The sequence below is a fragment of the Plantibacter sp. ME-Dv--P-095 genome, assembly GCF_030209365.1.
Classification (GTDB): Bacteria; Actinomycetota; Actinomycetes; order Actinomycetales; family Microbacteriaceae; genus Plantibacter.
Window position 1 is genome coordinate 107,148 of sequence record NZ_JARVSB010000005.1, and the last position, 26,061, is coordinate 133,208.

Genomic DNA, 26,061 nt, shown 5'->3' on the forward strand with positions numbered 1-26,061 from the left:
TACTACTTGAGGAAGTCGGGGATGTCCAGCTCGCCCTCGTCGTCGAACGAGGGGTCCTGGACGGCGGTCTCGACGACCGTCTCGGGCTGACGGTGCGTCGCTCCGGAGAACGGCGAGGACGCGCTCGGCTTGGATCCCCAGTCGCCGCCCGAGGACACGGGCGCAGCAGCGCTCGACCGGTGCTCCGAGGGTTCGGAGGTGCTGATCGGCGCCCCGGCGGCCTCGTCGGAAGAGCTCATGACCCCACCGGAGATGACGGCGTCGGCCGGCGAGGCCGCCGTCCGGGTGAGGGGTTCGCCACCGTCGAAGCCGGCGGCGATGACCGTCACGCGCACCTCGTCGCCGAGCGTGTCGTCGACGACCGCACCGAAGATGATGTTGGCCTCGGGGTGCACGGCCTCCTGGACGAGCTTCGCCGCGTCGTTGATCTCGAAGATACCGAGGTTGGAGCCACCCTGGATGGAGAGGAGGACGCCGTGGGCACCCTCGATGCTGGCTTCAAGCAGCGGCGAGGCGACCGCGAGTTCCGCGGCCTTGATCGCGCGGTCCGCGCCACGGGACGATCCGATGCCCATGAGCGCCGATCCGGCCCCCTGCATGACCGACTTCACGTCCGCGAAGTCGAGGTTAATGAGGCCGGGCGTGGTGATGAGGTCGGTGATGCCCTGCACACCGGCGAGGAGCACCTGGTCGGCCGTGGCGAACGCCTCGAGCATGCTGATGCCACGGTCGCTGATCTCGAGGAGTCGGTCGTTCGGCACGACGATGAGGGTGTCGACCTCTTCCTTCAGGCGTGCGACCCCGAGCTCCGCCTGCGCCTGGCGACGGCGTCCTTCGAAGCCGAAGGGCTTCGTCACGACACCGATGGTGAGCGCACCGATCGACTTCGCGATGCGTGCCACGACGGGTGCGCCACCGGTCCCGGTACCGCCACCCTCGCCCGCGGTCACGAAGACCATGTCGGCGCCGGCGATGGCCTCTTCGATCTCCTCGGCGTGGTCCTCGGCCGCGCGACGACCCACCTCGGGGTCGGCACCGGCGCCGAGGCCGCGGGTGATCTCCCGGCCGACGTCGAGCTTCACATCGGCGTCGCTCATCAACAGCGCCTGAGCGTCCGTGTTGATGGCGATGAACTCGACGCCGCGGAGGCCGAGTTCGATCATCCGGTTGACCGCGTTCACGCCACCGCCGCCGATACCGACGACCTTGATGACGGCGAGGTAGTTCTGGTTTGTAGTCACTTCAGGCCTCCGTGTGAACTCTCAACCTCAGGTTAAGGTTTAAAGTTATGCTGCGTATGCATTTTCTGTCCTGAGCACGACGTTAGGGCCCAGCCCCATCCCTGATGGGACGCGTCCGGGCGTGTCGGCACATCGACGGGAATATCCCGCACGCCGTCAGCGGACGATCGCCGCCGAGGGCGACGACACGTCGTACTGGTTCACCTGGGACGGGTCGGTGGCCGCCATCGTCTTGGCGAGGATCAACGCCTTCTCAGCGGATTGCTCGGCACTCCCCCACACGACCTCGGCCGGCGAGTCGACGAGCGTCAGGGTCACATCGTCCGCGGTGGACGCGGACACGGAGGCGACGCGGGCTCGCAGGTCCGCCGGGAGTGCTCGGATGACCGCAGCCGCGGCGATGAAACCCTTCGAGGTCGCTCCACCGGCGACCATGAGCGTCGGGTACCCGGCGATGGGCTGGTCGCTGCGCTCGATCGTGACCCCTGCAGCATCGACGAGCGTGTACACCGTGCCGGACTGGAGCACACCGACGGGCTCACGCTCGACGATGCGGACGACCAGCGTGCTCGGCGGCTGCGATTCGAGGGAGTAGCTGGCGATGAGCGGGTATCCGACGAGCACCGCCTTGACGGCGCCGGGATCCACGAGTGCGAGGGGGCGACCCATCTGGCCGCTGAGCGCCTTCGTGATCTCCGCCTGGTCGACACGCGTCGCACCGACCACCTCGATGCTCCGGACGGCGAGCAGGGGCGAGTAGGCGCCTGCGAACGACACGACGACCAACGCGGCGAGGACGGCGGCCGCGAGCACCCAGGGCCGGTGACGCCCACGCTTGCGGGCGGTGAACCGGCGGATCTCCTGTCGCTCGTGCCGCCGACGGAGCCGAGCGGCCTCCCGCGGGGAGAGCAGGTGCTCGTCGGACGGTTGCCCGGGACGATCGCGTTCCTCGGTCGTCGACGGGCTGTCCTCGACCTTCGACGCACGGTCGTCGGTCTTCGATGCGCGGTCGGCCGATGTCACCGACGTCCGACCCGCCGAGGACGCCCGGGGGCCGGCCGCGACCTTCGGTGAGCCCCGCTTCGACGTCAGCCGAGCGGCGTCGAGCTCGAGGACGTCCGTCTCCTGCTCCGTCACGGGTGCTTCGGGGCGGTCGCGCGCCGGCTTGGAGGCCGTCGGCGTCGTCCGTTGCGTGCGGTCGGGACTCGGTCGCGCCCCGGGGTCGAAGCCGTCCGGGCGCTTCACCGGACGCCCATCAGACGGACTCGCGACCGGCGATGGCCTCGAGGAGTTGCGGCACGATGCGGTACACGTCTCCACACCCGAGGGTGATCACGAAGTCGCCCGGCTGCACGACGGAGGCTGTGTAGTCCGCCGCCCGCGCCCAGTCGTCGATGTACGCGACGTGATCGGCGTCCGCGAACCGCGTCGACACCGTGGCGCCGGTCACGCCCGGCTCCGGGTCCTCCCGCGCACCGTACACCTCGAGGACCACGGTGTGGTCGGCGTACCGTTCGAGGGCGTCCGCGAACTCCTGGGCGAACAGACGGGTCCGGCTGTACAGGTGCGGCTGGTGGACGGCGATGATCCGTCCCTCCCCCACCACCGTCCGCGCCGCCGCCAGCGCGGCGGCGACCTCGGTCGGGTGGTGCGCGTAGTCGTCGTAGACGCTGACGCCGTTCACGACGCCGTGCAGCTCGAAGCGTCGCTGGGTCCCGCCGAACGCGGTGATGGCCTGGAGGGCCTCCGCCGGGTCGAACCCGACACCCACGAGGACGGCGAACGCACCGGCTGCATTGATGGCGTTGTGCCGACCGGGTACGCGGAGCGTCGCGGCGTACGTGCCGCCCTGGTAGCTGAGCTGGAACGAGACCGGACCGGTCGAGCCCACGTCGTGGAGACGGACGTCGGCGTCCGCTGCTTCACCGAAGGTGAGGACCCGCTTGCCGTCCGTGGCCGCACGGAGCGCCGGGGTGATGCGCACGGCGCCGGCGTCGTCCGAGGAGATGACGACGAGCTCGCGGGCCTGCCCGGCGAAGGTCACGAACGCCTGCTCGAAGGCCTCCAACGATCCGTAGTGGTCGAGGTGGTCGGGGTCGATGTTGGTGATCAGCGCGATGGCCGTGTCGTACAGCAGGAAGGACCCGTCGGACTCGTCCGCCTCGACGACGAACAGCTCGCCGTCGCCACGGGCGGAACTCACGCCGAGGGATTCGATGACCCCGCCGTTGACGAAGCTGGGATCGGCACCGAGCTCGAGGAGCGCGGTGATGATCATGCCGGTCGACGTCGTCTTGCCGTGGGCGCCGGCGACCGCGATGAGGCGGGTCTCCGCCGTCAACCAGGCGAGCGCCTGCGAGCGGTGCAGGATCGTCAGTCCACGCTCCTTGGCGAGCAGGTACTCCGGGTTGTCGGCCCACAGGGCACCGGTCACGACCAGGGTGTCCGCGTCACCGACGTTCGCGGCGTCGTGCCCGATGGCGACGGGGACACCGAGGGCGCGCAACGCCTCGATGTTCTTGGATTCACGGACGTCGGAACCGGTCACGCGAGCACCGGCGCTCACGAACAGACGCGCGATCCCGCTCATCCCACTGCCGCCGATGCCGACGAAGTGGACGACGCCGAGGTCGGCTGGGATCTCGACGGTGGGGTCTGGCTTGATCACGGTGTCACGCTTTCTGAAAGGACTGGGTCACCGGCTGCGCGATCGCTGCACCGATGGTTGGAGCGCCTCATCGATGAGGGCGACGACGCGGGCCGTTCCGTCGGAGACGCCCACGCTCTTGGACTGGGCCGCCAGGTCGTCGACCCGGTGCCGATCGTTCAACAGTGGGACGAGGTGCTCACGCACCCAGGTCGGCACGAACTGCGCGTCATCTACCATAACCGCTCCACCGGCGCGCACGACGTCGGCCGCGTTGAAGCGTTGCTCCCCGTTCCCCACGGGGTACGGCACGTACACGGCCGGGAGCCCGACGGCACACAGTTCACTCACGGTCGCGCTTCCCGCCCGCGAGACGGCGAAGTCGGCTGCGGCGATGGCGAGGTCCATGCGGGAGCAGTACTCGAGCAGGTGGTAATGCTCGACACCGGGATCCTGGATCTCGCTCTTCGCGCCGGTGATGTGCAGGACCTGCCAGCCGGCACCGACGACGTCCTCCGCGCTCTCGCTCATGGTCGCGTTGAGGCGTCTCGCCCCGAGCGACCCACCGGTGACCAGCAGCAGCGGACGATCGGCGTCGAGCCCGAACTCGGCGATCGCCGACGGCCGCAGCGTGTCGCGGTCGAGATCCTCGATCTCGCGCCGCAACGGCATGCCGACGAACCGGGCGTGGCGGATCGGCGTCCGGTGGAACGCCACGCCCACGTACGGGGTGTACCGCGCGCCCAGTCGGTTCGCGAGACCCGGCCGCGCGTTGGCCTCGTGGATGACCAGGGGGACGCCGGCCCGCTTCGCCGCGGTGTACGCCGGCGCAGCCGCGTAGCCACCGAACCCGATGACGACATCGACGTCGTGGTCACGGATCATCGCGACCACATCGGCGACCGCGCGCCGCAGCCGTCCGGGGAACCGCAGCGCGTCGAGGTTCGGGCGCCTGGGGAACGGCAGTTTGGGGATCGTGAGCAGCTCGTAACCGCGCTCCGGGACGAGTCTGGCCTCGAGCCCTTCCGCGGTGCCCACGACGAGGATGGTCGCCTCGGGATCCCTGGCTCGGAGGCCGTCGGCGACGGCGAGCAACGGGTTCACGTGCCCGGCCGTGCCGCCACCGGCGAGGAGATAGGTGGTCATCGGGCGACTCCGGAGGATTGGGGGCGTCTGACAGCTGGGCGCCGGGGCTGCGGTGGCCCCGTCCGGCCGCGTTCTCGAGCGAAGGACAGGATGATCCCGATCGCGACGAGGGTCGTCAGCAGAGCGGTGCCACCCGAGGAGAGCAACGGTAATGGCACGCCGAGGACCGGGAGGACGCCGAGGACGACACCGATGTTGACGAGCGCCTGGCCGATGATCCACGCCATGACCGCACCGGTGGTGATCCGCACGAACGAGTCGTCGCTCGATCGGATGACCCGGATGAACATGACCGCGAGGAAGACGAAGAGGCCGAGCACCAGGACGGCACCGATGAGTCCCAGCTCCTCACCGATCGCGGCGAAGATGAAGTCGTTCGAGATCGCCGGCAACCAGCCGTACTTGGCCCGGGAATTGCCGAGACCGACGCCCCAGAGCCCGCCGTTCGCCAGGGCCCACGTGCCGTGGGTCGACTGCCAGTCGGCGTTCTCGTAGTCGCCCTTGCCGTCGCCGAAGAACGCCATGATGCGCTGCATGCGGTTCGCGCTCGTGATCGCCATGATGAGGAACAGCACTGCGCCGGCGACCACCGGGATCGCGATGTACCGGAGTCGGACACCGGCGAAGTACAGCGCGGAGAACACGATCAGGGCCATGATGACGACGGTTCCGAGGTCGCCACCGAGCAGGACAAGACCGATCGAGAGGCCGGCGAACGGGATGACGGGGATCAGGGCGTGCTTCCACTCGAGCAATCGGGGCTGCTTGATCGTGAGGACCAGTCCGAGCCACACGACGAGGGCGAGTTTGACCGCCTCGGAGGGCTGCGCCGTGAAGCCGCCGATCTCGATCCAGTTGCGGTTCCCGCCGATCTCGTAGCCGAGCGGCGTGAACACGAGCAGCTGGAGACCCATCGCGACGACGAGGAAGATCCACGCCCACTTCTTCCAGAACCTGGCCGGGAAGCGGCTGACGATGAGCATCAGCGGGACGCCGATCATCGCGAAGGTCGCCTGCCGCCAGAAGAGGCCGAAGTAGCCGTCTCCCGCCTCGTACGATTCGACGGACGAGGAGGACAGCACCATGACGAGTCCGAGTCCGACGAGGAACAGGGTCACCCCGAGGAGGAGGAAGTAGTTCTTCGACTCCGGTCGGAGCACCTTGCCGAGGGAGATGCGTGCACTCGACATGCCTCTCAGCGACGCTTCCGGACCTGCACCGCTCAGCGCGTCGGTCGACCGACCGGACGCCGATGCGGACCGCGACCGGCGCGGGTCAGCGCGAGGCGGATCGATCATCCGCCTCACCTCCCAGCTCTGCTTCGACGGCGGCCTGGAACAGGCGACCACGGTGGCCGTAGTCCGAGAACTGGTCCATCGAGGCGGCGGCAGGAGCGAGGAGGACGGTGTCCCCCGCCTGCGCGACCTCGGCAGCCCGGCGAACGGCCTCCGGCATCACGGACTCAGTCTCCGCTTCGTCGACCTCGATGACGGTCAGCGTCGGCGCGTGTCGCGCGAATGCGTCGAGGACCTCCGAACGGTCGGCCCCGATCACGACCGCAGCGCGGAGGTGATCCGCATGCCGCTCGACGAGCCGATCGATCGACACCCCCTTGAGGAGGCCTCCGACGATCCAGACCACGGAACGGTAGGCGGCCAGCGAGGCGTCCGCAGCGTGCGGGTTGGTCGCCTTCGAGTCGTCGACCCAGTCGACCTCGAGGCTGCGGGCGACGAGCTGGATCCGGTGGGCGTCGAGACCGAACGACAGCAGGGTGTCGCGCACCGCTTCGAGCGGGATGCCCGCCGCCCGGGCGAGCGCCGCTGCGGCGAGGATGTTCGCGACGATGTGCGGAGCAGCGAGCCCCCGCTGTGCGAGCGCCTCAACCGTGGTGATCTCGAGGGCGCTCGTCCGGCGGTCGTCGAGGAACGCGCGGTCGACGAGGATGCCGTCGACCACACCGAAGTCGCTCGGCCCTGGGACGTCGAGGCCGAACCCGACGGCACGGGCCCCCTCGGTCACCTCCGCGTCCTCGACCATGGACATCGTCGCGACGTCTGCGCGGTTGTACACGCAGGCGACCTTGGTGTTCTCGTAGACGACGGCCTTCGCCGCACGGTAGGCCTCGGCCGAGCCGTGCCAGTCGAGATGGTCGTCGGCGACGTTCAGGCAGACGCTCGCAAGCGGCGTCACGATGCTCCGCCCGCCCTGCAAGCCCAGCGTGTGCAGCTGGTAGCTCGACAGTTCGACGACGAAGAAGTCGAACCCCTGCGGGTCGCGGACCGCATCGAGGACCGGGACACCGATGTTGCCGCAGGGTGCGGCCCGGAACCCGGCCTCCACGAGCATCGACGCCGTGAGCTGGACGGTCGTGGTCTTGCCGTTCGTGCCGGTGACGCAGATCCACTCGGCGGGTGTGCCCACCTTGTCGCGGACGCGCCAGGCGAGTTCGATGTCGCCCCACACGGGGACGCCCGTCTCCTGGGCCCAGAGCACCACCGGGTGGTCGGGGTGGAATCCCGGGGACACGACGACCAGCTCCGGGCCGAACTCCACGAGTTCGGCCGGCACGCTCGTGAGGTCACGCTGGACCAGCCGGGCACCGATCACCCCGACGAGCTCCGCCCGTTCGTCGGCGGCCTCACCCGCGAGGACGAGGACCTCCGATCCGAGTTCGGTCAGGGTGTCCGCCACCGAGAAGCCGGTCATGCCGAGGCCGAGGACCGCGACCCGCAGGCCGCGCCAGTCGGCGTGCCAACTGTGCAGATCGTCGAGGCGGTCGGCGCTCATCGGCTCAGCCACTCGAGGTAGAAGGAACCGACACCGGCCGCGACGAGGAGCCCGCCGATGATCCAGAAGCGCACGACGACCGTGACCTCTGCCCAGCCTTTGAGCTCGAAGTGGTGGTGGATGGGGCTCATGAGGAAGATACGTTTGCCACGGGTCGCCTTGAAGTAGACGCGTTGCACGATGACCGAACCGGCCTCGATGACGAAGAGTCCGCCGACGAGCACGAGGAGCAGCTCGGTCTTGCTGAGGATGGCGAGGGCCGCGAGAGCTCCGCCGAGGGCGAGCGAGCCGCTGTCGCCCATGAAGATCTGCGCCGGCGAGGTGTTCCACCAGAGGAATCCGATGAGTGCACCGACGATCGCCGCCGCCACCACGGCCAGGTCCAGGGGGTCCCGCACGTCGTAGCACTTGTAGGCCACGTCCGATGCGAGCGAGGAGCTGAAGCAGGACTGGTTGAACTGCCAGAACCCGATGATGATGTACGAGCCGATCGCGAGGATGGAGGCGCCGGTCGCGAGGCCGTCGAGGCCGTCGGTGACGTTCACGCCGTTCGAGGTGGCCGCCACGATCACCGAGGTCCAGAGGATGTACAGCAGGACACCGATGACCGGGATGCCGATCGCCATGAAGTTGATCGGGATGTCGCGGATCACCGAGATGTTCGTCGAGGCCGGGGTGAACCCCTCGGTGTTCGGGAAGTTGATGGCGAGCACGGCGAAGACCGTGGCCACGATCAGCTGTCCGGCGACCTTCGCCCACCCGCCGAGACCGAGGCTCTGCTTCTTGCGGACCTTGAGGAAGTCGTCGATGAAGCCGACGATGCCGAGGCCCACCATCATCAACAGCACGAGCAGCGCGGAGACACCGACCTGCTCCTGGAAGATCAGGTAGCTCGCGAAGAACCCGACCAGGGTGCCCACGATGATGATGACCCCACCCATGGTGGCGGTACCGCGCTTGGTGTGATGGCTCTGCGGCCCGTCGTCGCGGATGAACTGACCCCAGGCGAGCTTGCGGAACGCCTTGATGAAGAGCGGTGTCAGGAAGAGGGAGAACGCGAGCGAGATCGCTCCAGCGGCCAAGAGGACTCTCATGTGTACAGCTCCCCCAGTCGATCCCCCAGGAACCGGAGACCGGCCGCATTGGAGGATTTCACGAGCACGGTGTCGCCGGCGGCGATCTCGGTGCTCAGATAGTCGAACGCCTCGTCCGCGGTCGGGAAGTACACCGACTCCCCGTCCCAGGAACCCTCGTTGATGGCGGTGATGTGCATCCGCCGGGCTTCCGGTCCGACGACGACGAGGCGACCGATGCCGAGACGCACGACCTGCAGGCCGATGCGATCGTGCTCCTCCCCTGCCCAGTCGCCCAGTTCACTCATGGCGCCGAGGACGGCGATCGTCCGACCGCGCTCCGCCCCGATCTGTGCGAGGGTCCTGATGGCGGCCGACATCGAGTCGGGGCTCGCGTTGTACGCGTCGTTGATGACGGAGACGCCGTCGCGTCCGCCGAGGGGTTCCATACGCCAGCGCTCCGCCCGGCTCACGCTCTCGAGCGCGTCGACGACGACGTCGATCGGGACACCGAGTTCGTATGCCGCCGCCGCCGCGGCGAGGGCGTTCATGACGTGGTGTTCGCCGAGCACCTTGAAGCTGACCGGTGCCGACGATCCGTCGGGGAGGTGCAGGGTGAAGGCGGTCCCCGAAGCCGTCGCGACGACATCGGTCGCCCGCACCGCAGCCCGGTCGTCGAGACCGAACCAGAGCACACGCGCCGGGGTCGCGTCGGCCATACCGGCGACGCGGGCGTCGTCGAGGTTGAGGATGGCGACGTCCTCCGGGAGCAGATCGGAGACCATCTCGGTCTTGGCCGTGACGGTCGCCTCGATCCCGCCGAACTCGCCGGCGTGGGCGAGGCCGACCTTCAGGACGACACCGATGTCGGGCTTCGCCATGCGGATGAGTCTGGCGATCTCGCCGATGCCGCTGGCACCCATCTCGGCGACGAGGAACCTCGTCGAGTCCGTGACCCGGAGCATGGTGATCGGCGCGCCGACCTCGTTGTTGAACGAGGCCTTCGGGCTGACGGTCTCGCCGACCCGCTCCAGGACGGCGGCGAGCAGGTTCTTGGTGGTGGTCTTGCCGTTGGACCCGGTGATGCCCACGATCCGGAGCCCGCCCCGCGAGCGGACCCGACGGATGACCTCGGTGGCGAGGGCACCGAGTGCGGTGACGGAGTCCTCGACGAGGATCTGCGGAGCGGCCACCGGCAGTTCCCGCTCGACGATCAGCAGCGCGGCGCCGTTCGCGACGGCGGCATCGGCGAACAGGTGTCCGTCGGTCTCCTCGCCCGGCTTCGCGACGAAGATGTCGCCGGGCGTGATGAGCCGGGAGTCGGTGTCGGCGACGCCGGAGACGACCAGGTCGCCGTGGGCGGCACCGGCGAGCAGCCGACCGTTCGTGGCCGCCGCGATCTCGGTGAGCGTCAGGTCGATCATCAGAGCCACCCGGCCTCACGCAGTGCCTCGCGCGAATCGTCGCGGGCGGAGTACGGGATCTTCACACCGGCGACCTCGTGATAGTCCTCGTGCCCTGGGCCGGCGTAGAGGATCGTGTCGCCCGACCCGGCCAGTGCGAGCGCGGCGCGGAACGCGGTCGCCGGGTCGGGTACCTCGAGCAGCTCGCCATCGGGGGAAGCCTCCCGGGCTGCCTCCAGGAGCACCCGCCGGATGGCCGCCGGGTCCTCGCTCCGCGGATGGAAGTCGGTGATGACCACGACATCGGCCCCGCGGGCTGCGATGGCACCCATGTCGCGACGCTTGGTGGTGTCGCGGTCGCCATCGGCGCCGAACACCATGATCACGCGTCCTGGCGTGACCGCTCGGATCGCCGCGAGCGTGTTGAGGAAGGCGTCGGGGCTGTGCCCGTAGTCGATGTAGACGACCGGCCCACGATCGCCGCTGATGCGCTCGGCCCGGCCGGGGATGTAGGCGTCGATGCCGCCGTCGCGCTCGAGCGCTCCCGCGATCATGTCGAACTCCACACCGGACTCCACGAGCATGACGATCGCGAGGGCCGCGTTCGCGGCCATGAACCATCCGAGGAGCGGCACGCTCGTCACGAGGGTGCGGTCCTCCGGGCCGTCCAGTCGGAACGTGGTCGAACCGGCGGCCTCCTCGAGGATCGTCATCCGCCAGTCGGCGTCGACCTCGGGACGTGCCGTCAACGTGGTCACGGGGATGCGACTCTGTTCGACGAGCCGTCCTCCCCACTCCGAGTCGATGGTGACGACGCCACGGCGCGCGCGGTCGGGTTCGAAGAGTTCGCGCTTGGCGGCGAAGTACTCGTCGAAGTCCCCGTAATCGTCGAAGTGATCGTGACTGAGGTTGGTGAAGCCGACGACGTCGAAGACGATCCCGTCGACACGGTGCCTCGTCAACGCCTGGGCCGAGACCTCGATGGCGACGGCGCGCACCTCGGACTCACGCATCCGCGCGAGCAGGGCGTGCAGTTCGCTGGCCTCCGGCGTGGTCAAGGAGCTGGTGACCGCGAGGTCGCCGATGCGCCGTTCCGCCGTGGAGCTCAGCCCCGAGACGATCCCGAGCTGCGCGAGCATGCCGCTCAGGAGATACACCACGCTCGTCTTGCCGTTGGTGCCCGTGACGCCGAACAGCGTCGGCGGTTCCTCCGCCGTGCGGTACACCCAGGCGGCGAGGTGCCCGAGCGCTGCACGAGGCTCCGGCACGACGATGATCGGCAGCCCTGCCGCCGTGGCCAGGTCGAGGCCGTCGGCATCGGTGAGGACGGCGACCGCCCCGCGTTCCGCAGCCTGTGTGGCGTACGCGGCTCCGTGGGTGCGGACACCCGGCATGCCGATGTAGAGGTCACCCGGTTCCACCGAGCCGGAGCTGAGGCTGACGCCGCTGATCTCCACGCCGTCGGAGGAACCGTGGAGGTCGAGGTCGAATTCGGTCACCAGCTGCGAGAGTGCCCGTCGCTGGGGATGCTCCGGTCTGAGACTGATCGGGCCCTGATTGTTCACGCTGAGCCCATCCTTCATGAGGTCGTTCAAAAGTCGAGCGGCAGATTCGGTGCCGGCTCCGTTGAGGGCTGCACTCCCCTGCTCTTCAGCACTTGGGTGGTCACGTCCCGGAAGATGGGAGCGACCGCAGCCGATGAATTCATCTTAACCGGGTCCGCCAGGTTCACCGAAACGACGAACTGCGGCGCCTCGGCGGGCGCGAATCCGGCCATCGACACGAGGTAGCTCGAGCTGTACCCGCCGTCTCCGTCGGGCTGCTGCGCCGTTCCGGTCTTCATCGCGACCCGGTACCCGGGCACGTCGACGTTCTCCGCGACCCAGCTCTGCTGGTCGACCATCTCGAGCATCTCACTGACCTGCTTGGCCGCATCCGGGGAGACCACCTGCGTCCCCTTGGCATCCGGGACGTCCGTCATGGTGCCGTCGGCGTTCCGGCAGCCCTCGACGAGCTGCACGGGCATGCGCACGCCGCCGTTGGCGATCGTCTGGTAGAGGCTGGCGCCTTGGACGGCGGTCGTCGAGAACCCCTGTCCGAACATGGTCGCGTAGTCCGTCTGGTTGTCCCAGTCAGCGGGGTCGGCCATGAGGCCGCCGGACTCGCTGGGGAATCCGACCTCGGTCTTCTGCAGCTGACCGAACTTCTGGAAGTAGGCGTACCGGGTGTCGGCGCTCATCTTCTCGCCGAACTGCGAGATACCCGTGTTGGACGACTGCACCATGACTCCGGAGAGGGTCAACCGCATGTCCTGGTGGAACTCGCTGTCGTTGATGTCCGCGCCGTTCGAGGGCTTGTAGCGGAAGGGCGCGATGACCTGCGAGTTGGGACTCGCGACGCCCTGGTCGATCAGGGCTGCGGCCGTCAGCGACTTGTACGTCGATCCGGGCTCGAAGGGCGCGGCGAACGCGCGTGATCCGCGGTCCTCGGCGGGCGTCGCACTCACGTTGCCGGGATCGACGGACGGGTACTCGGCGACGGCGAGCAGCTTGCCCGTCTTCACCTCCATGACAGTGACGATGCCCCAGCTCGCGCCGACGGCCTCAGCCTGCGCCGCCAACGACTGCTGCGAGAACCACTGGATGTCCTTATCGATCGTCAGGACGACGTCGCCGCCGTCCTTCGCGGGCTTCGTCACCGTGGTGCCGGGCAACGGCAGGCCACCACTGCCCTTCTCGTAGGTCGTGCGACCGTTCGCACCGGCGAGGCAGGAGTCCTCCATGAGTTCGACGCCCGCCTGCGGCTCCCCCTCTTCTCCGACGAACCCGACGACGTTGCCGGCGACGGCACCGTTGGGGTAGACGCGATAGGGGTCCTCGGTGAACGTGGTCCACGGGATCTCCAGCGCCTTGAGCGCACGGAGCTGGTCGAGGTCGAGCTTCTTGGCGATGAGCGCGTAGAGCGAGTCCTTGTCGGCCGCGAGGGCGTCGGTGATGAGCGCCAGGACCTCCGGGCCGGGCTTGCCGATGATGGCGCCGATCTCGTTCGTGGCCTGCTCGAGCGTGATCGTCTGCTCGGCACCGTCGACCTCGCGCTCGAACGGGCCGGCGTCCTTCGGCGACGCCGCCATGCTGTACCGCATGACCGCCTCGGCGAGGACGGAACCGTCGGAGGCGAGGATGCTGCCGCGCGTGGCGAGGATCGTGTCGCCGGTCTCGGTCTTCTCGAGGGACTCGGCACTCAGAGCACTCGCCCGGACGACCTGGATGTCGACCAGCCGGAGCACGAAGAGGGTCATCACGATGGACACCGCGACGATGGTGAACGCCAGACGGCGCCGTGTGGTCTTCGTGTGCCTCACCATGATGTCGTCGCCGCGTCCTCTCCTGGCATCGCCCCGCATACGGGCGAGCCGTCCCGCACCGTGAACAGTCCGGTCATCGCGTGGTGGGCGACGGCAACCCGTCCTGCAACGGTACGGGCGGGGTGGTCGCTTCCTGGCCCGACGCGCCGTCGGCTGCGGGCACGTTCTGGCCACTCACGGGCGGGATCGTCGCCGTCTGCGCGTTCGGCACGAGGGCGGCGTTGAAGATCGGGCTCTTGGCGGCCGACGCGGGCGTCGGGGTGCCGAGCACGGCTCCGTCCGAGAGTCGGAGGTAGGTCGGGAGGGAGTTGCCGACCATGCCGAGCGCCTGCGCGTTGACCGCGAGGTACTGGGGCGACGCGAGGCGGTCGAGGTCTTCGGCCAGTGCGGCCGAGGTACGGCCGAGTTCGACCTGCTGCCCCTCGAGCTGCTGGATCTGGTAGGCACCCTGGCTCAGTCCGACACTCAGGAGGAGCTGACCGGCGACGATCGCCACGACGGCGCCGACGACGACGACCGCGTACATCGGCCGAGGGCGCAACGTCGGGCGCGCGCTCGGTACGACGGCACGGAGAGGCCGACGTTCCGGCGCGACGCGGGTCGGCTGCGGCCGGGCTCGTCCGAGCCGTTCCGGTGCGAGATCGAGTGCTGCGGTCGCTCCGCTCATGCTGGCCTCCTCAGCCGTTCGGCCGCGCGGAGTCGCACGGGTTTCGCTCTGGGGTTCTCGTCGATCTCGGCGTCGGTGGCGAGTTCCGCGCCCTTGACGAGGAGCTTCAGCTCAGCGCTGTGTTCGGGGAGTTCGACCGGCAGTCCGGCCGGCGTGGTCGACTTCGCCCGCGCCTGGAGCTCGCGTTTGACGATCCGGTCCTCCAACGACTGGTAGGACAGGAAGACGATCCGACCGCCGACCCGCAACAGATCGAGCGCCCGCGGCACCGCGGACTCGAGGACTGACAGCTCCGCGTTGACCTCGATCCGCAGTGCCTGGAAGACACGCTTGGCCGGGTGTCCGGTGCGGCGCGCGGCGGCAGGCGTGGCTCGGTCGATGAGCTCGACGAGTTGGCCGGAGCTCGTGAGCGGACTGCGCTGACGTTCCTCGACGATGCGTCGTGCATACCGCTGAGCGAGCTTCTCGTCGCCGTACTCCCAGAAGATCTTCCGGAGCGCGACCTCGTCGTACGTCGCGAGGATCGTTTCGGCGGTCAACTCGCTCGACGCGTCCATCCGCATGTCGAGTGGAGCGTCCTGCGAATACGAGAACCCGCGTTCGGTCCGGTCGAGCTGCAGGGAGGAGACGCCGAGGTCGAAGAGGATGCCGTCGACCTCGGGGAAGCCGAGCTCCTCGCTCGCCTCGTCGATGTCGTCGTAGACGGCCTTGACGAACCTGGCGCGGGTGCCGAACCTGGCGAGCCGCTCCTGGGCGATGTCGAGTGCGTCAAGGTCGCGGTCGAGGCCGATGAGTGTCAGCTGCGGGAACCGCTCGAGCATGGCCTCGGCGTGACCGGCCATGCCGAGCGTGGCGTCGATGAGGACCGCGCCATCATGGGACACGGCGGGAGCGAGCAGCTCGATGCAGCGCTCGAGGAGGACTGGGGTGTGGATGTCGTTGATGGCCATATGCGTCGTCCGGACGGTCCCTGTCCCCTGATCCCCATCCGTTCCGACCTGGCACCGGGGAAGAGTGTCAGGGCGGGATCCGACCTGGCACCGGGGAAGTGTGTCAGGGCGTGACGGCTGGGAGTCAGGGGGCAGGGCACTAGAAGAGTCCGGGGATCACCTCCTCGGCGGTCTCGGAGAAGACGCTCTCCTGTTCGGCGAGGTAGGACTCCCATGCCTCGGCATCCCAGATCTCCGCGCGGCTTCCGGCTCCGATGACGACGAGGTCGCGACTGAGCCCGGCGTACTGACGGAGGTTCGAGGGGATGGTCACGCGGTGCTGCTTGTCGGGCGTCTCGGCGCTGGCTCCGGAGAGGAACACGCGGAGGTAGTCACGCGCCTGCTTGCTGGTGACAGGAGCCTGCCGGATCTTCTCGTGGAGGGCTTCGAACTCCCGAGTGCTGAAGACGTAGATGCAGTGCTCCTGGCCCCTGGTCATGACGACCCCGCCGGAGAGTTCCTCGCGGAACTTCGCCGGCAGGATGATGCGGCCTTTTTCGTCGAGTTTGGGGGCGTGACTACCGAGGAACATACGCCCCCGCCCCCAATCGTTTCGGCCAACATCTTGGTTGGGCTCCACTTTACTCCACTTTGCACCACCACCGCAGCATATCGGGGTGTTTTGCCTCGCTGGGCACGCAAAAAACCCCGTGAAGACTGGGCTTCACGGGGTGGAGGGAAATGGAGGGTTCAGGGTGAGTCGGGAGCACTGCTGCGCCGCGTTAACGACGAAACGGGGCCGATCCGAAGATCGACCCCGTTCTGGGTCGTGGTGCGGCGGAGCCGCGAGGGAGGGAAGTGGAGTCGCGTGGACGCGAGCGGAGGACCGCCGTCCGGCGGGACCGCCGGGGTCTTCCTACCGCTCGTCGCCGGACTGCCGCTTGTCCCAGCGGTCGTTGAAGCGGTCCATGAGCCGTGACGACTTCTGGCCGCCGGCGGGCGCGGTCTGGCGAGGGCTCGGCTGTTCGAGCGGTGCGCGGGTCGGCTTCGTCGCCACCAGCACGCCGGTCAGCATGATCGCGAATCCGAGCAGGCCGACGAGAGGCTGCTGGATCACGACTCCGAGCACGAGGCCGATCGCCCCGACCACCGCGATGAGGGAGCCGAGCGCGATTCCGCGGTAACTCGGCTTGCCTGCGCCAGCGCTGACCTTGGAGACGAATTCGGCATCGCTGCGGTAGAGGTGGCGTTCCATCTCATCGAGGAGCCGTTGCTCCTGCTCAGAAAGTGGCATCTGATTCCCCTCAAGGTCACACGACGCGACGTTGTTGATCGAGTCTAGTCACCGAAGCATGACTAGGCTAGGTGCGTGATCGAAAGCAATGAACTCGCCACCCTGGTGGGCCGCGGGCTCTCCGACTTTCTCTCCTCGCGAAGCTCCATTGTCGCGCAGATCGGCCCGGAGCTCTCCCCGTTCCTCGACTTCTCCCGGGAATTTCTCAGCGGTGGGAAGCGGTTCCGAGCGCAGTTCTGCTTCCGCGGCTGGCAGGCCGTCTCGACCGGCCGGCACGCAGGCGGTCAGGGCGGTATCGACACCGTCGTCGCGGCCTGCGGAGCCCTCGAACTCTTCCATGCGGCGGCGCTCGTCCACGACGACATCATCGACAACTCCGACACCCGCCGCGGCGGCCCGTCCGCGCACGTCTCCTTCGCCGAACTGCACCGTCGCAGCCGGTGGGACGGCGACCCCGCCACCTTCGGCACCGGTGCGGCCACGCTGCTCGGCGATCTGCTGCTGGGGTGGAGCGACGAACTGCTCGACGACGGCCTCGACCTCCTCGACGACCGACGCGCCGCGCGCTCCGCGCGTGCCGAGTTCAACCGCATGCGGACCGAGGTCACGGCGGGGCAGTACCTCGACATCCTCGAGGAGCGCGCGTGGCGCGACGCCGCGGACGACGAGCAGCGCCGTCGGGCCGAGCGGGTCCTGATCTACAAGTCCGCCAAGTACAGCATCGAGTCGCCGCTCGCCCTCGGCGCCCTCCTCGGCGGCGGGAGCGAACAGCAACTCGCGTCCTTGCGCGCCTACGGCCTCCCGCTCGGCATCGCCTTCCAGCTCCGCGACGACCTGCTCGGCGTCTACGGCGACCCGGCCGTGACCGGTAAACCGAGCGGCGACGATCTCCGCGAGGGGAAGCGGACCATCCTCATCGCCCTCACGCGGGAGGCGCTGCAGCCGGGAGCCCGGACCATCCTCGACGAGATGCTCGGCGACCCGGAGCTGGACGACGACCAGATCGGTCTGCTCCAGGCGACGATCCGCGACAGCGGCGCCGTCGATCAGGTGGAGAAGCTCATCCAGGACCACGTCGCGCGTGCACTCTCAGCGCTGGGCGAGGCCCCCATCAACGACGACGCTCGAGCCCACCTGCGCGGCCTCGCCGTCTCGGTCGCCCGCCGCGAGACCTGAGCCGCGCCGGACCGTCGACGGTCATGCCGGCGATCCTCAGAGGGGCGTCAGGCGAGCGCCTGGGCGACGCGACGGACCTCGGAACGGCGGCCAGCGCGCAGTGCCTCGATCGGCGACGTCCCGATGGCGTCGTCCTCCTCGAGCATCCAGACCATCGCATCCTCGTCGTCGAACCCGTTGTCGGACAACAGGGTCAGGGTGCCACGGAGGTTGTGGACCGGTCCGCCGTCCGAGATGAACGACGACGGCACCTGCAGGACGCCGTCGCGACGCACGGCCAGGAGGTCGCGTTCCTCGAGGTACTGACGGATGCGTCGGATCGGCAACCCGAGTTCGGTCGCCAGGTCGGGAAGGGTGAACCACACGAGTTCGGTATTCTGCTCAGTCACGCAGAGCAGTCTGCCACGAGCACGGCCCGCTCGGCACCGTTCACATCGACGTCCGGCCGGGTGCTCCGGCCGCGCCGTGGATCGCGTTCGGGTAACGATCACCCCGCCTCCGCTCCATCCCGGGGTGTTGACAGCTCTTCGCGGTCGTCGTTCCATACACTCGACTGGTGAGTAGCAATCAGCAGACCGATCCGATGATCGGGCGTCTCCTCGACGGGAGATATCAGGTGCGCTCACGAATCGCCCGGGGCGGCATGGCCACGGTCTATCTGGCCACCGACCTGCGTCTGGAACGACGTGTCGCGATCAAGGTCATGCACGGCCACCTGTCCGACGACACGACGTTCAAGAACCGCTTCATCCAGGAGGCCCGATCGGCGGCCCGCCTGGCGAACCCCCACGTCGTGAGCGTGTTCGACCAGGGCCAGGACTCCGACATGGCCTATCTCGTCATGGAGCACCTGCCGGGCATCACCCTCCGCGACCTCATCCGCGACAACGGCACCCTCACCCCGCGTCAGGCGGCCGACATCCTCGACGCCGTGCTGTCGGGTCTCGCGGCAGCGCACCGCGCCGGCATCGTGCACCGTGACGTCAAGCCGGAGAACGTCCTCCTGGCCGACGACGGACGCATCAAGATCGGCGACTTCGGGCTCGCGAGGGCTGCGAGTGCGAACACGGCGACCGGCCAGGCGCTCCTCGGGACGATCGCCTACCTCTCCCCCGAACTCGTCACCCGCGGACAGGCCGACGCCCGGAGCGACATCTACGCCCTCGGCATCATGCTCTACGAGATGCTCACCGGTGAGCAGCCGTACAAGGGCGAGCAGCCGATGCAGATCGCGTACCAGCACGCGAACGAGTCGGTGCCGGCTCCGAGCGCGAAGAACCCGGCGGTCCCGAAGGAGCTCGACGACCTCGTCTTCTGGGCGACCGAACGCGAACCGGACGATCGCCCGTCGAACGCCGGCGAGATGCTCGAGCGGCTGCGGTCCATCGAGTCGAACCTCGGGTTCACCTCCGTCGCCACGGGCGCACAGCCGACCATCGTCATGCCCGCGTCGTACTCGAGCGAGCACGCCGACGACGTCACCCAGGTGATCGGGCGCGGGACGAAGCCACAGCAGGTCCCCGTGCGTGCGGACGCGACGGACGGACCCGGCAAGCTCGCCGTGAAGGCTCGCAAGCGTAGCCGGGTGGGTGTCGCCCTGTTCACGATCGTGCTCATGCTCGCGGCACTCGCGGGCGGCACCGGTTGGTACTTCGGGCAGGGCCCCGGCTCGCTCGTGGAAGTCCCCGGGATCACGAAGCAAAGCTACGACCAGGCTGCAGCCGTGCTCAGCGAGCTCGGGTTCGTTCCGGCCCAGGGCGCGACCTACAGTCTCACCGTCCCCGCCGGAACCGTCGCCGGCAGCGACCCGCCGGCCGGTTCGAAGATCGACAAGGGTGCGACCGTGACCGTGCTGGTCTCGCAGGGCCCGCAGCCCGTCGACATCCCGGTGCTCGCCGGCTTGACCCAGTCCGACGCCGAGCAACAGCTTCAAGCGCTGGGCGTCTCGGTCTCAGGTGTCAACCAGCAGTTCGACCCGAGTATCGCGAAGGACATCGTCCTGGCCGCGTCCGACACGACCTCAGGGGCCGACTACGGCCAGGGTGGGCCGTCGTTCCAGGGGTCCTCGGTCACGCTGCTCGTCTCCGCCGGCCAGGTGCCGTCGGTCTCCGGCATGACGCCCGACCAGGCGCGCGACGCCCTCGAGGCGGTCGGGCTCGGGGTCGGCACCTCCGAGGAGGCGTTCGACGACACCATCCCGTCCGGACAGGTCATCGGCATCCAGGCGAAGACGAACGAGAACGGTGACGAGACAGCGTTCCTCCCCGGCGACAATGTCACCCTCATCGTCTCGAAGGGCGTCGAGCTCGTCGCCATCCCGGACACCACCGGTCAGACGATCAACCAGGCTATCAAGACCCTGCAGGACGCGGGGTTCGCCGTCGGCGACATCGCGGTGAACGAGTCGTTCAGGGACCTCTTCAAGGTGAAGAAGACGGACCCGCCCGCAGGCAAGTCGGTGAAAAAGGGCTCGACCGTGAACATCACGGACTTCGGTCTCTAGTCGTCACCATGAGCTGTGCTGCGACGGCCCCAACGGCGCGTCACACGACGAAGCGCCCATGCCCGGTCTCCCCGGCATGGGCGCTTCGTCGATCGTGACTACTTCGCGGCGGCGAGCTCCTCGGCCACGAGGAAGGCGAGCTCGAGCGACTGCATGTGGTTCAGGCGTGGGTCGCAGAGGGACTCGTAGCGGGTCGCGAGGGTCGCCTCGTCGATCTGCTCCGAGCCACCCAGGCACTCCGTCACGTCATCGCCGGTGAGCTCGACGTGGATGCCACCGGGGTGGGTCCCCGCGGCGCGGTGTGCCTCGAAGAAGCCCTTGACCTCGTCGACCACGTCGTCGAAACGACGGGTCTTGTAGCCGGTCGGCGTCGTGAGTCCGTTGCCGTGCATCGGGTCGGTCACCCACAACGGCGTCGCGTCGGCACCCTTGATCGCCTCGAGCAACGGCGGGAGGGCGTCGCGGATCTTGCCCGCGCCCATGCGCGTGATGAACGTGAGGCGTCCCGGCTCGCGCTCGGGGTCGAGCTTGTCGATGAGTCGGAGCATGTCGTCGGCCGAGGTGGTCGGGCCGAGCTTCACGCCGATCGGGTTGCGGACGCGGGAGAGGAAGTCGACGTGCGCCCCGTCGAGCTCGCGCGTGCGCTCGCCGATCCACACGAAGTGCGCCGAGGTGTTGTACGGCGTCCCCGTCCGGGAGTCGATGCGCGTCATCGGACGCTCGTAGTCCATGAGCAGCGCCTCGTGGCTGGAGTAGAACTCGACGCCGCGCAGCTGATCGAAGTCGGCACCCGCCGCCTCCATGAACTTGATCGCGCGATCGATGTCGCGGGCGAGTCCCTCGTAGCGGTGGTTCACCGGGTTGGCTGCGAAGCCCTTGTTCCAGCTGTGCACCTCGCGGAGATCGGCGAACCCGCCCTGCGTGAACGCACGGATGAGGTTCAGCGTGGAGGCCGAGGTGTGGTACCCCTTCACGAGGCGTGCAGGGTCTGCGGTCCGCGACTCCGGCGTGAAGTCGTAGCCGTTGACGATGTCGCCGCGGTAGGCGGGCAGGGTGACGTCGCCCCGCGTCTCGGAGTCGTTCGAACGCGGCTTGGCGAACTGACCGGCCATCCGGCCCATCTTGACGACGGGCATGGACGCACCGTACGTCAGGACGACGGCCATCTGGAGGACCGTCTTCACCCGGTTGCGGATCTGCTCGGCCGTTGCGCCCGCGAAGGTCTCGGCGCAGTCGCCGCCCTGCAGCAGGAACGCGTTCCCACTCGCCGCGCGGGCCAGCCGGTCGCGCAGGATGTCGACCTCGCCGGCGAAGACGAGCGGCGGGAGCGTGGCGAGTTCGGCCGATGCACGGGCCACTGCCGCCTGGTCCGGCCACGACGGCTGCTGCTTGATCGGCAGCTCACGCCAATAGTCCAGTCCGGCGATCACCGAGGGTTCGGCCATGACGACTGGTTCTGTAGCGTGGGACACGGATTTCCTGTCTCTCTTCGACCGGACGCGCTCCGGAGCTCGCCCGGACGGGGGAACGGGCCGCGATCGCGGCCCGGTTTTTCAGCTTAGCGTCACGCCGACGCGGCGCGCTCCTTGACGCTCGTCGCGTAGACGTCGCGATAGTCCTGACCGGAGAGCTTGCGGAGCTCGACCATCAGTTCGTCCGTCACGCTCCGGAGGATGAAGCGGTCACCCTCCATCCCCGCGAACCGCGAGAAGTCGAGCGGTTTCCCGATGACGATGCCGATCCGGCGGATGCGCGGCAGCTTCGTCCCGATCGGCATGACCTTCTCCGTGTCGATCATCGCGATGGGGACGATCGGCACGCCGGCCTCGAGCACCATGCGGGCGACCCCGGTGCGTCCGCGGTACATGGTGCCGTCGGGGCTGCGGGTGCCCTCCGGATAGATCCCGAGGAGGTTGCCGCCACCGAGGACGGCCAAGCCGGTGTTGAGCGACGCCTCGGAGGCCTTGCCGCCCGAGCGGTCGATCGGAAGCTGCCCGGTACCCAGCATGAAGGTCTTCGTCGCCCAGCCACCGAACCCCTTCCCGCGGAAGTACTCGCTCTTGGCCAGGAAGGAGATGCGTCGGTCGACGCACAGCGGCAGGATGACCGAGTCGATGAAGGACAGGTGGTTGCTGGCGATGATCGCGCCACCATGCTCCGGGATGTTCTCGGCACCGATCACCCAGGGACGGAAGATCGTCTTCAGGATCGGGCCGGCGACCAGGTACTTCATGAACCAGTAGAACATCGTGCTCCTCTGTCTCCCCGCAGCCGTCAGCCGACGACGAGGGCGCTCCTGGCGAGATCCCCGGCGCCGATGACACCGGCGTCGTTCACGAGCTCGGCGATGCTGAAGCTCGGCTCCGGGTGGAATCCGCGCGCCGGCAGGTGGGCCAGGAACGCTTCACGCACGGGATCGAGCAGGAGGTCTCCGGCCTGAGCGACGCCGCCACCGATGACGAACACGTTCGGGTCGAGGATGGCAGACATGCTCGCGAGGGCCTGGCCCAGCAGGCCGGCGAGTTCGCGGAGGCACCGGAGGGCCCCGGGGTCGCCGGCCTCCAGCAGCGCGGAGACGTGGTGGCCGTTCAAGATGCCTCCTGCGGCGGCGCGTGCTCGCGCGAGGGCGGCCCCGTCGCCGCCCGCGTCCGCGGCCCCGTTGGCGAGCCGCAACAGCGCGTTCCCCGAGCAGTACTGCTCGACGCAGCCGCGAGCACCGCAGCCGCAGGGCAGCCCGTCGGGGATGAGCCGCATGTGACCGAGTTCAGCGCCGCTGCCGAAGCCGCCCGTGAGCAACCGGTCGTCGAGGACGATCGCCCCACCGACGCCCGTGCCGATCGTGACCATGACCATGCTGCGCTCGTCGCGACCGGCGCCGAAGCGGAACTCGGCCCAGCCCGCGGCGTTCGCGTCGTTCTCGATCGTGACGATCTTGTCCGGCAGGCGGGCCGCGAGTCGCGCCTGCAGCGGCTCGTTCCGCCAGGCGATGTTCGGTGAGTAGTAGACGGTCGAGCGGGTGGCGTCGAAGAAGCCGGGGGCTGCGACGCCCACGCTCCTGATGCTGCCGTCGTCCAGCGAACGGACCATGGCGACGACGTCCTCGATGATGGCGTCGGGATCGGCGGCCTGCGTCGGCGTGCGCCCGGCCGCGAGGATCCGGCCCTCGTCGTCGACGACACCGCCCGCGATCTTCGTCCCGCCGATGTCGATGCCGATCGCGTTGGCCATAACGATGCCGTCTCCCTGTCCTGTGTCGCCGACGTCGCTGCCATACGCAGCCCGTCGGCTCGAGCGTCGGTCCTCCGCACGCCGCAGTCGAGTCTACTGAGCCGCTGCGCGCCACAGAAACCGCGTGAATACCGGTGCCCTAGGATGGAGCCACATCTTGCCGACCTGGTACCGAAGGAGTTGCCGTGGAACAGTTCGACGTCCCTGCAGTCGTCGCAGCAGACCCATCCGCCAATGCGACCGATCTGCTCGTGAAGCGGTTGGCTGCTGCACCGAACGCCGCACTGTTCGCCGTGCCTCGTGGTTCGGAGTGGGTGGATGTGACCACCGCCGAGTTCCACGCACAGGTCGTCGCGCTCGCGAAGGGCTTCGTCGCTGCCGGCATCGAGCCCGGGAGCAAGATCGGGCTCATGTGCAAGACCCGGTACGAGTGGACGCTCATCGACTTCGCCGCCTGGTTCGCCGGCGCACTCCTCGTCCCCATCTATGAGACGAGTTCGCCGAGCCAGGTGCAGTGGATCCTGAGCGACTCCGGTGCGACGAGTGTCCTGGTCGAGACCCCCGACCAGTTCGCGCGGTTCGACGAGGTCCACGGTGACCTCCCCGAGGTGACGCGCGTGTGGCAGATCGACCTCGGCGACCTCGACAAGCTCTCCGCCGCCGGTGTCGACGTCCCCGACGCCGAGATCGAACGCCGTCGCAACCTCGCGGTGGGCTCGGACATGGCGACACTCATCTACACCTCGGGGTCGACCGGTCGGCCGAAGGGGTGCGTGCTCACCCACTCGAACTTCGTCGAACTGTCGCGGAACTCCGCGGTCGCGCTCAAGGACGTGGTGTCCGCTCCCGGCGCCTCGACCCTCCTGTTCATCACCACCGCCCACATCTTCGCGCGGTTCATCGCCGTGCTGTGCGTGCACTCCGGGGTGAAGACGGGGCACCAGCCCGACACCAAGCAGCTCCTCCCCTCCCTCGGCACCTTCAAGCCCACGTTCCTGCTCGCCGTACCCCGCGTGTTCGAGAAGGTCTACAACTCCTCGGAGCAGAAGGCCGAAGCCGGCGGGAAGGGCAAGATCTTCCGCGCGGCCGCCGAGACGGGCATCGCCTACTCGAAGGCGCTCGAGTCAGGGACGGTCCCGCTCGGGTTGAAACTCAAGTTCCGCGTCCTCGACCGGCTGGTGCTGTCGAAGATCCGCACGGCGATGGGTGGCCGCGTCCGCTACGCGGTCTCCGGGAGCGCTCCCCTCGGCCCACGACTCGGTCACTTCTTCCACGCGCTCGGCATCGTGATCCTCGAGGGCTACGGGCTGACCGAGACCACGGCACCGGCCACCGTCAACCTCGCGCAGAAGTCGAAGATCGGCACCGTCGGCCCCGCACTGCCCGGAGTCTCCCTGCGCATCGCCGACGACGGCGAGGTCGAGGTCCGCGGCATCAACGTCTTCAAGGAGTACTGGAAGAACCCCGCGGCGACGGCCGAGGCCTTCGACGACGGTTGGTTCCGCACCGGCGACATCGGATCGTTCGACACCGACGGCTTCCTCACCATCACGGGCCGCAAGAAGGAGATCATCGTCACCGCGGGCGGGAAGAACGTGGCCCCGGCCGCGCTCGAGGACCCGATCCGCGCGACGCCGGTCGTCGGCCAGGTGGTGGTCGTCGGCGACCAGAAGCCGTTCATCAGCGCGCTCATCACCCTCGACACCGAGATGCTGCCCTCTTGGCTCGCCAACAACGGGCAGGACGCGTCGATGAGCGCTCAGGACGCGGCACGGAACCCCGCCGTCCTCGCCGCCGTCCAGCGCGCCATCGACGAGGCGAACACGAAGGTGTCCCGCGCGGAGTCGATCCGCAAGTTCGTCATCCTCGACGACGAGCTCACGGAGGCGAGCGGTCACCTCACGCCGAAGCTCAGCATCAAGCGCAACGTGATCCTCAAGGACTTCGCGGAGACGATCGAGGGCATGTACCTCGGAGCGGGCTCCCCCGAGACCCAGGGGATGTCCTTGAAGTGACCCGTCTGCGGGCTCGGCGACCGGACCTCCGTTCGCCGGGCCCGCAGTACTGCGCGTCGTGCGTCTCGCAGGGCGCCTAGAACCAGTCGCTCTCGCGGACCTGCCGCATCGCCTCGCGCCGGTGTTCCTTCGACAGGCGGTCGAGGTAGAGCATCCCGTCGAGGTGATCGGTCTCGTGCTGCAACGCCTGAGCGAGCAAGCCCTCGCCCTCCACGACCAGCTCCTCACCGTCCAGGTCCACACCGACCGCACGCGCGTACGGATGGCGCGGTGTCGGGAACCAGAGTCCTGGAACCGAGAGGCATCCCTCGCCGATCTCCTCGGGTTCACCGCGGACCTCGACGAGCCTCGGGTTGATGAGATATCCGATCACGCCGTCGACGTTGTAGCTGAACACCCGCAGACCGACGCCGATCTGGGTCGCGGCGACGCCGGCCCGACCCGGGAGCTCGACGCTGTCGACGAGGTCGCGCACCAGACTCCGGATGTCGTCGTCGATCGCGCCGACCTCGGTCGTCTGGGCCTTCAGGACCGGGTCACCGAAGAGTCTGATGGGGCGTGTCGTCACGGGTGGGGTCCTTCCGGGCC

The 26,061-nt window shown here is 68.6% G+C and carries 22 protein-coding genes; 3 read left to right on the forward strand and 19 right to left on the reverse strand.

All coding sequences use genetic code 11. The features are described 5' to 3' along the window. Positions 1-2: 2 nt before the first annotated feature. The 14 genes from ftsZ to QRN26_RS08025 all read right to left on the reverse strand — a co-directional run bounded on the left by ftsZ (position 3) and on the right by QRN26_RS08025 (position 16,551). On the reverse strand, positions 3-1,241 hold the full coding sequence (gene ftsZ, locus QRN26_RS07960; protein WP_285036122.1) for a cell division protein FtsZ: 1,239 nt from the start codon (positions 1,239-1,241) through the stop codon (positions 3-5). Between the two features lie 156 nt (positions 1,242-1,397). Further along, positions 1,398-2,486, reverse strand: a complete 1,089-nt coding sequence (locus tag QRN26_RS07965; protein WP_285036124.1) for a cell division protein FtsQ/DivIB — start codon at positions 2,484-2,486, stop codon at positions 1,398-1,400. 10 nt (positions 2,487-2,496) lie between these two features. Further along, positions 2,497-3,909, reverse strand: coding sequence for a UDP-N-acetylmuramate--L-alanine ligase (gene murC, locus QRN26_RS07970; RefSeq protein WP_056005435.1), 1,413 nt, complete (start codon positions 3,907-3,909; stop codon positions 2,497-2,499). 27 nt (positions 3,910-3,936) lie between these two features. Continuing rightward, positions 3,937-5,034, reverse strand: a complete 1,098-nt coding sequence (locus QRN26_RS07975; RefSeq protein WP_285036128.1) for a UDP-N-acetylglucosamine--N-acetylmuramyl-(pentapeptide) pyrophosphoryl-undecaprenol N-acetylglucosamine transferase — start codon at positions 5,032-5,034, stop codon at positions 3,937-3,939. Further along, positions 5,031-6,332 (reverse strand): putative lipid II flippase FtsW, encoded by a 1,302-nt coding sequence (gene ftsW, locus QRN26_RS07980; protein WP_082498422.1) that lies wholly within the window; start codon positions 6,330-6,332, stop codon positions 5,031-5,033. Before ftsW ends, QRN26_RS07975 begins: the two co-directional genes overlap by 4 nt. Continuing rightward, positions 6,310-7,821, reverse strand: a complete 1,512-nt coding sequence (murD, locus tag QRN26_RS07985) for a UDP-N-acetylmuramoyl-L-alanine--D-glutamate ligase (protein ID WP_056777319.1) — start codon at positions 7,819-7,821, stop codon at positions 6,310-6,312. Before murD ends, ftsW begins: the two co-directional genes overlap by 23 nt. Next, a complete protein-coding gene (gene mraY / locus QRN26_RS07990) occupies positions 7,818-8,915 on the reverse strand; it encodes a phospho-N-acetylmuramoyl-pentapeptide-transferase (protein ID WP_056777316.1) in 1,098 nt (365 codons plus the stop codon). Before mraY ends, murD begins: the two co-directional genes overlap by 4 nt. Next, a complete protein-coding gene (locus tag QRN26_RS07995; RefSeq protein WP_285036132.1) occupies positions 8,912-10,318 on the reverse strand; it encodes a UDP-N-acetylmuramoyl-tripeptide--D-alanyl-D-alanine ligase in 1,407 nt (468 codons plus the stop codon). Before QRN26_RS07995 ends, mraY begins: the two co-directional genes overlap by 4 nt. Then, a complete protein-coding gene (locus QRN26_RS08000; protein WP_285036135.1) occupies positions 10,318-11,880 on the reverse strand; it encodes a Mur ligase family protein in 1,563 nt (520 codons plus the stop codon). The genes QRN26_RS07995 and QRN26_RS08000 overlap by 1 nt, the downstream gene beginning before the upstream one ends. 8 nt (positions 11,881-11,888) lie before the next feature. Then, positions 11,889-13,658, reverse strand: a complete 1,770-nt coding sequence (locus QRN26_RS08005) for a peptidoglycan D,D-transpeptidase FtsI family protein (protein WP_235526729.1) — start codon at positions 13,656-13,658, stop codon at positions 11,889-11,891. A 76-nt stretch (positions 13,659-13,734) separates the two neighbouring features. Further along, positions 13,735-14,328 (reverse strand): cell division protein FtsL, encoded by a 594-nt coding sequence (gene ftsL, locus QRN26_RS08010; RefSeq protein ID WP_056005419.1) that lies wholly within the window; start codon positions 14,326-14,328, stop codon positions 13,735-13,737. Next, the gene (rsmH, locus tag QRN26_RS08015) at positions 14,325-15,278 is read right to left on the reverse strand and encodes a 16S rRNA (cytosine(1402)-N(4))-methyltransferase RsmH (RefSeq protein WP_285036138.1); all 954 of its coding nucleotides are present in this window, start codon (positions 15,276-15,278) and stop codon (positions 14,325-14,327) included. The genes ftsL and rsmH overlap by 4 nt, the downstream gene beginning before the upstream one ends. A 139-nt stretch (positions 15,279-15,417) precedes the next feature. Next, positions 15,418-15,849: a division/cell wall cluster transcriptional repressor MraZ gene (mraZ, locus tag QRN26_RS08020; protein ID WP_056005413.1), complete on the reverse strand. Its 432-nt coding sequence runs from the start codon at positions 15,847-15,849 to the stop codon at positions 15,418-15,420. A 324-nt stretch (positions 15,850-16,173) separates the two neighbouring features. Further along, a complete protein-coding gene (locus tag QRN26_RS08025) occupies positions 16,174-16,551 on the reverse strand; it encodes an SCO2097 family morphological protein (protein WP_056005410.1) in 378 nt (125 codons plus the stop codon). 75 nt (positions 16,552-16,626) lie between these two features. On the opposite strand from QRN26_RS08025, the gene QRN26_RS08030 reads away from it, so the two are divergent. Continuing rightward, positions 16,627-17,727, forward strand: coding sequence for a polyprenyl synthetase family protein (locus QRN26_RS08030; RefSeq protein WP_056005408.1), 1,101 nt, complete (start codon positions 16,627-16,629; stop codon positions 17,725-17,727). Positions 17,728-17,774: 47 nt separating this feature from the next. Here the strand turns inward: QRN26_RS08030 and QRN26_RS08035 are convergent, their stop codons facing one another. Beyond that, on the reverse strand, positions 17,775-18,116 hold the full coding sequence (locus QRN26_RS08035; RefSeq protein WP_285036141.1) for an Rv2175c family DNA-binding protein: 342 nt from the start codon (positions 18,114-18,116) through the stop codon (positions 17,775-17,777). A 167-nt stretch (positions 18,117-18,283) separates the two neighbouring features. Between QRN26_RS08035 and pknB the strand changes: the two genes are divergently transcribed. Next, positions 18,284-20,230, forward strand: coding sequence for a Stk1 family PASTA domain-containing Ser/Thr kinase (gene pknB / locus QRN26_RS08040; protein ID WP_285036143.1), 1,947 nt, complete (start codon positions 18,284-18,286; stop codon positions 20,228-20,230). Positions 20,231-20,328: 98 nt separating this feature from the next. Here the strand turns inward: pknB and QRN26_RS08045 are convergent, their stop codons facing one another. From QRN26_RS08045 to QRN26_RS08055, 3 genes are all read right to left on the reverse strand, one after another. Continuing rightward, on the reverse strand, positions 20,329-21,675 hold the full coding sequence (locus tag QRN26_RS08045; protein WP_056005400.1) for a class II 3-deoxy-7-phosphoheptulonate synthase: 1,347 nt from the start codon (positions 21,673-21,675) through the stop codon (positions 20,329-20,331). Between the two features lie 119 nt (positions 21,676-21,794). Then, positions 21,795-22,478, reverse strand: coding sequence for a lysophospholipid acyltransferase family protein (locus tag QRN26_RS08050; protein ID WP_056005397.1), 684 nt, complete (start codon positions 22,476-22,478; stop codon positions 21,795-21,797). 26 nt (positions 22,479-22,504) lie between these two features. After that, positions 22,505-23,458, reverse strand: a complete 954-nt coding sequence (locus tag QRN26_RS08055; protein WP_056777304.1) for an ROK family protein — start codon at positions 23,456-23,458, stop codon at positions 22,505-22,507. A 185-nt stretch (positions 23,459-23,643) separates the two neighbouring features. On the opposite strand from QRN26_RS08055, the gene QRN26_RS08060 reads away from it, so the two are divergent. Next, positions 23,644-25,473 (forward strand): AMP-dependent synthetase/ligase, encoded by a 1,830-nt coding sequence (locus QRN26_RS08060; RefSeq protein WP_285036147.1) that lies wholly within the window; start codon positions 23,644-23,646, stop codon positions 25,471-25,473. A gap of 76 nt (positions 25,474-25,549) precedes the next feature. Here the strand turns inward: QRN26_RS08060 and QRN26_RS08065 are convergent, their stop codons facing one another. Continuing rightward, the gene (locus tag QRN26_RS08065) at positions 25,550-26,041 is read right to left on the reverse strand and encodes a peptide deformylase (protein ID WP_056005388.1); all 492 of its coding nucleotides are present in this window, start codon (positions 26,039-26,041) and stop codon (positions 25,550-25,552) included. Between the last annotated feature and the right edge of the window lie 20 nt (positions 26,042-26,061).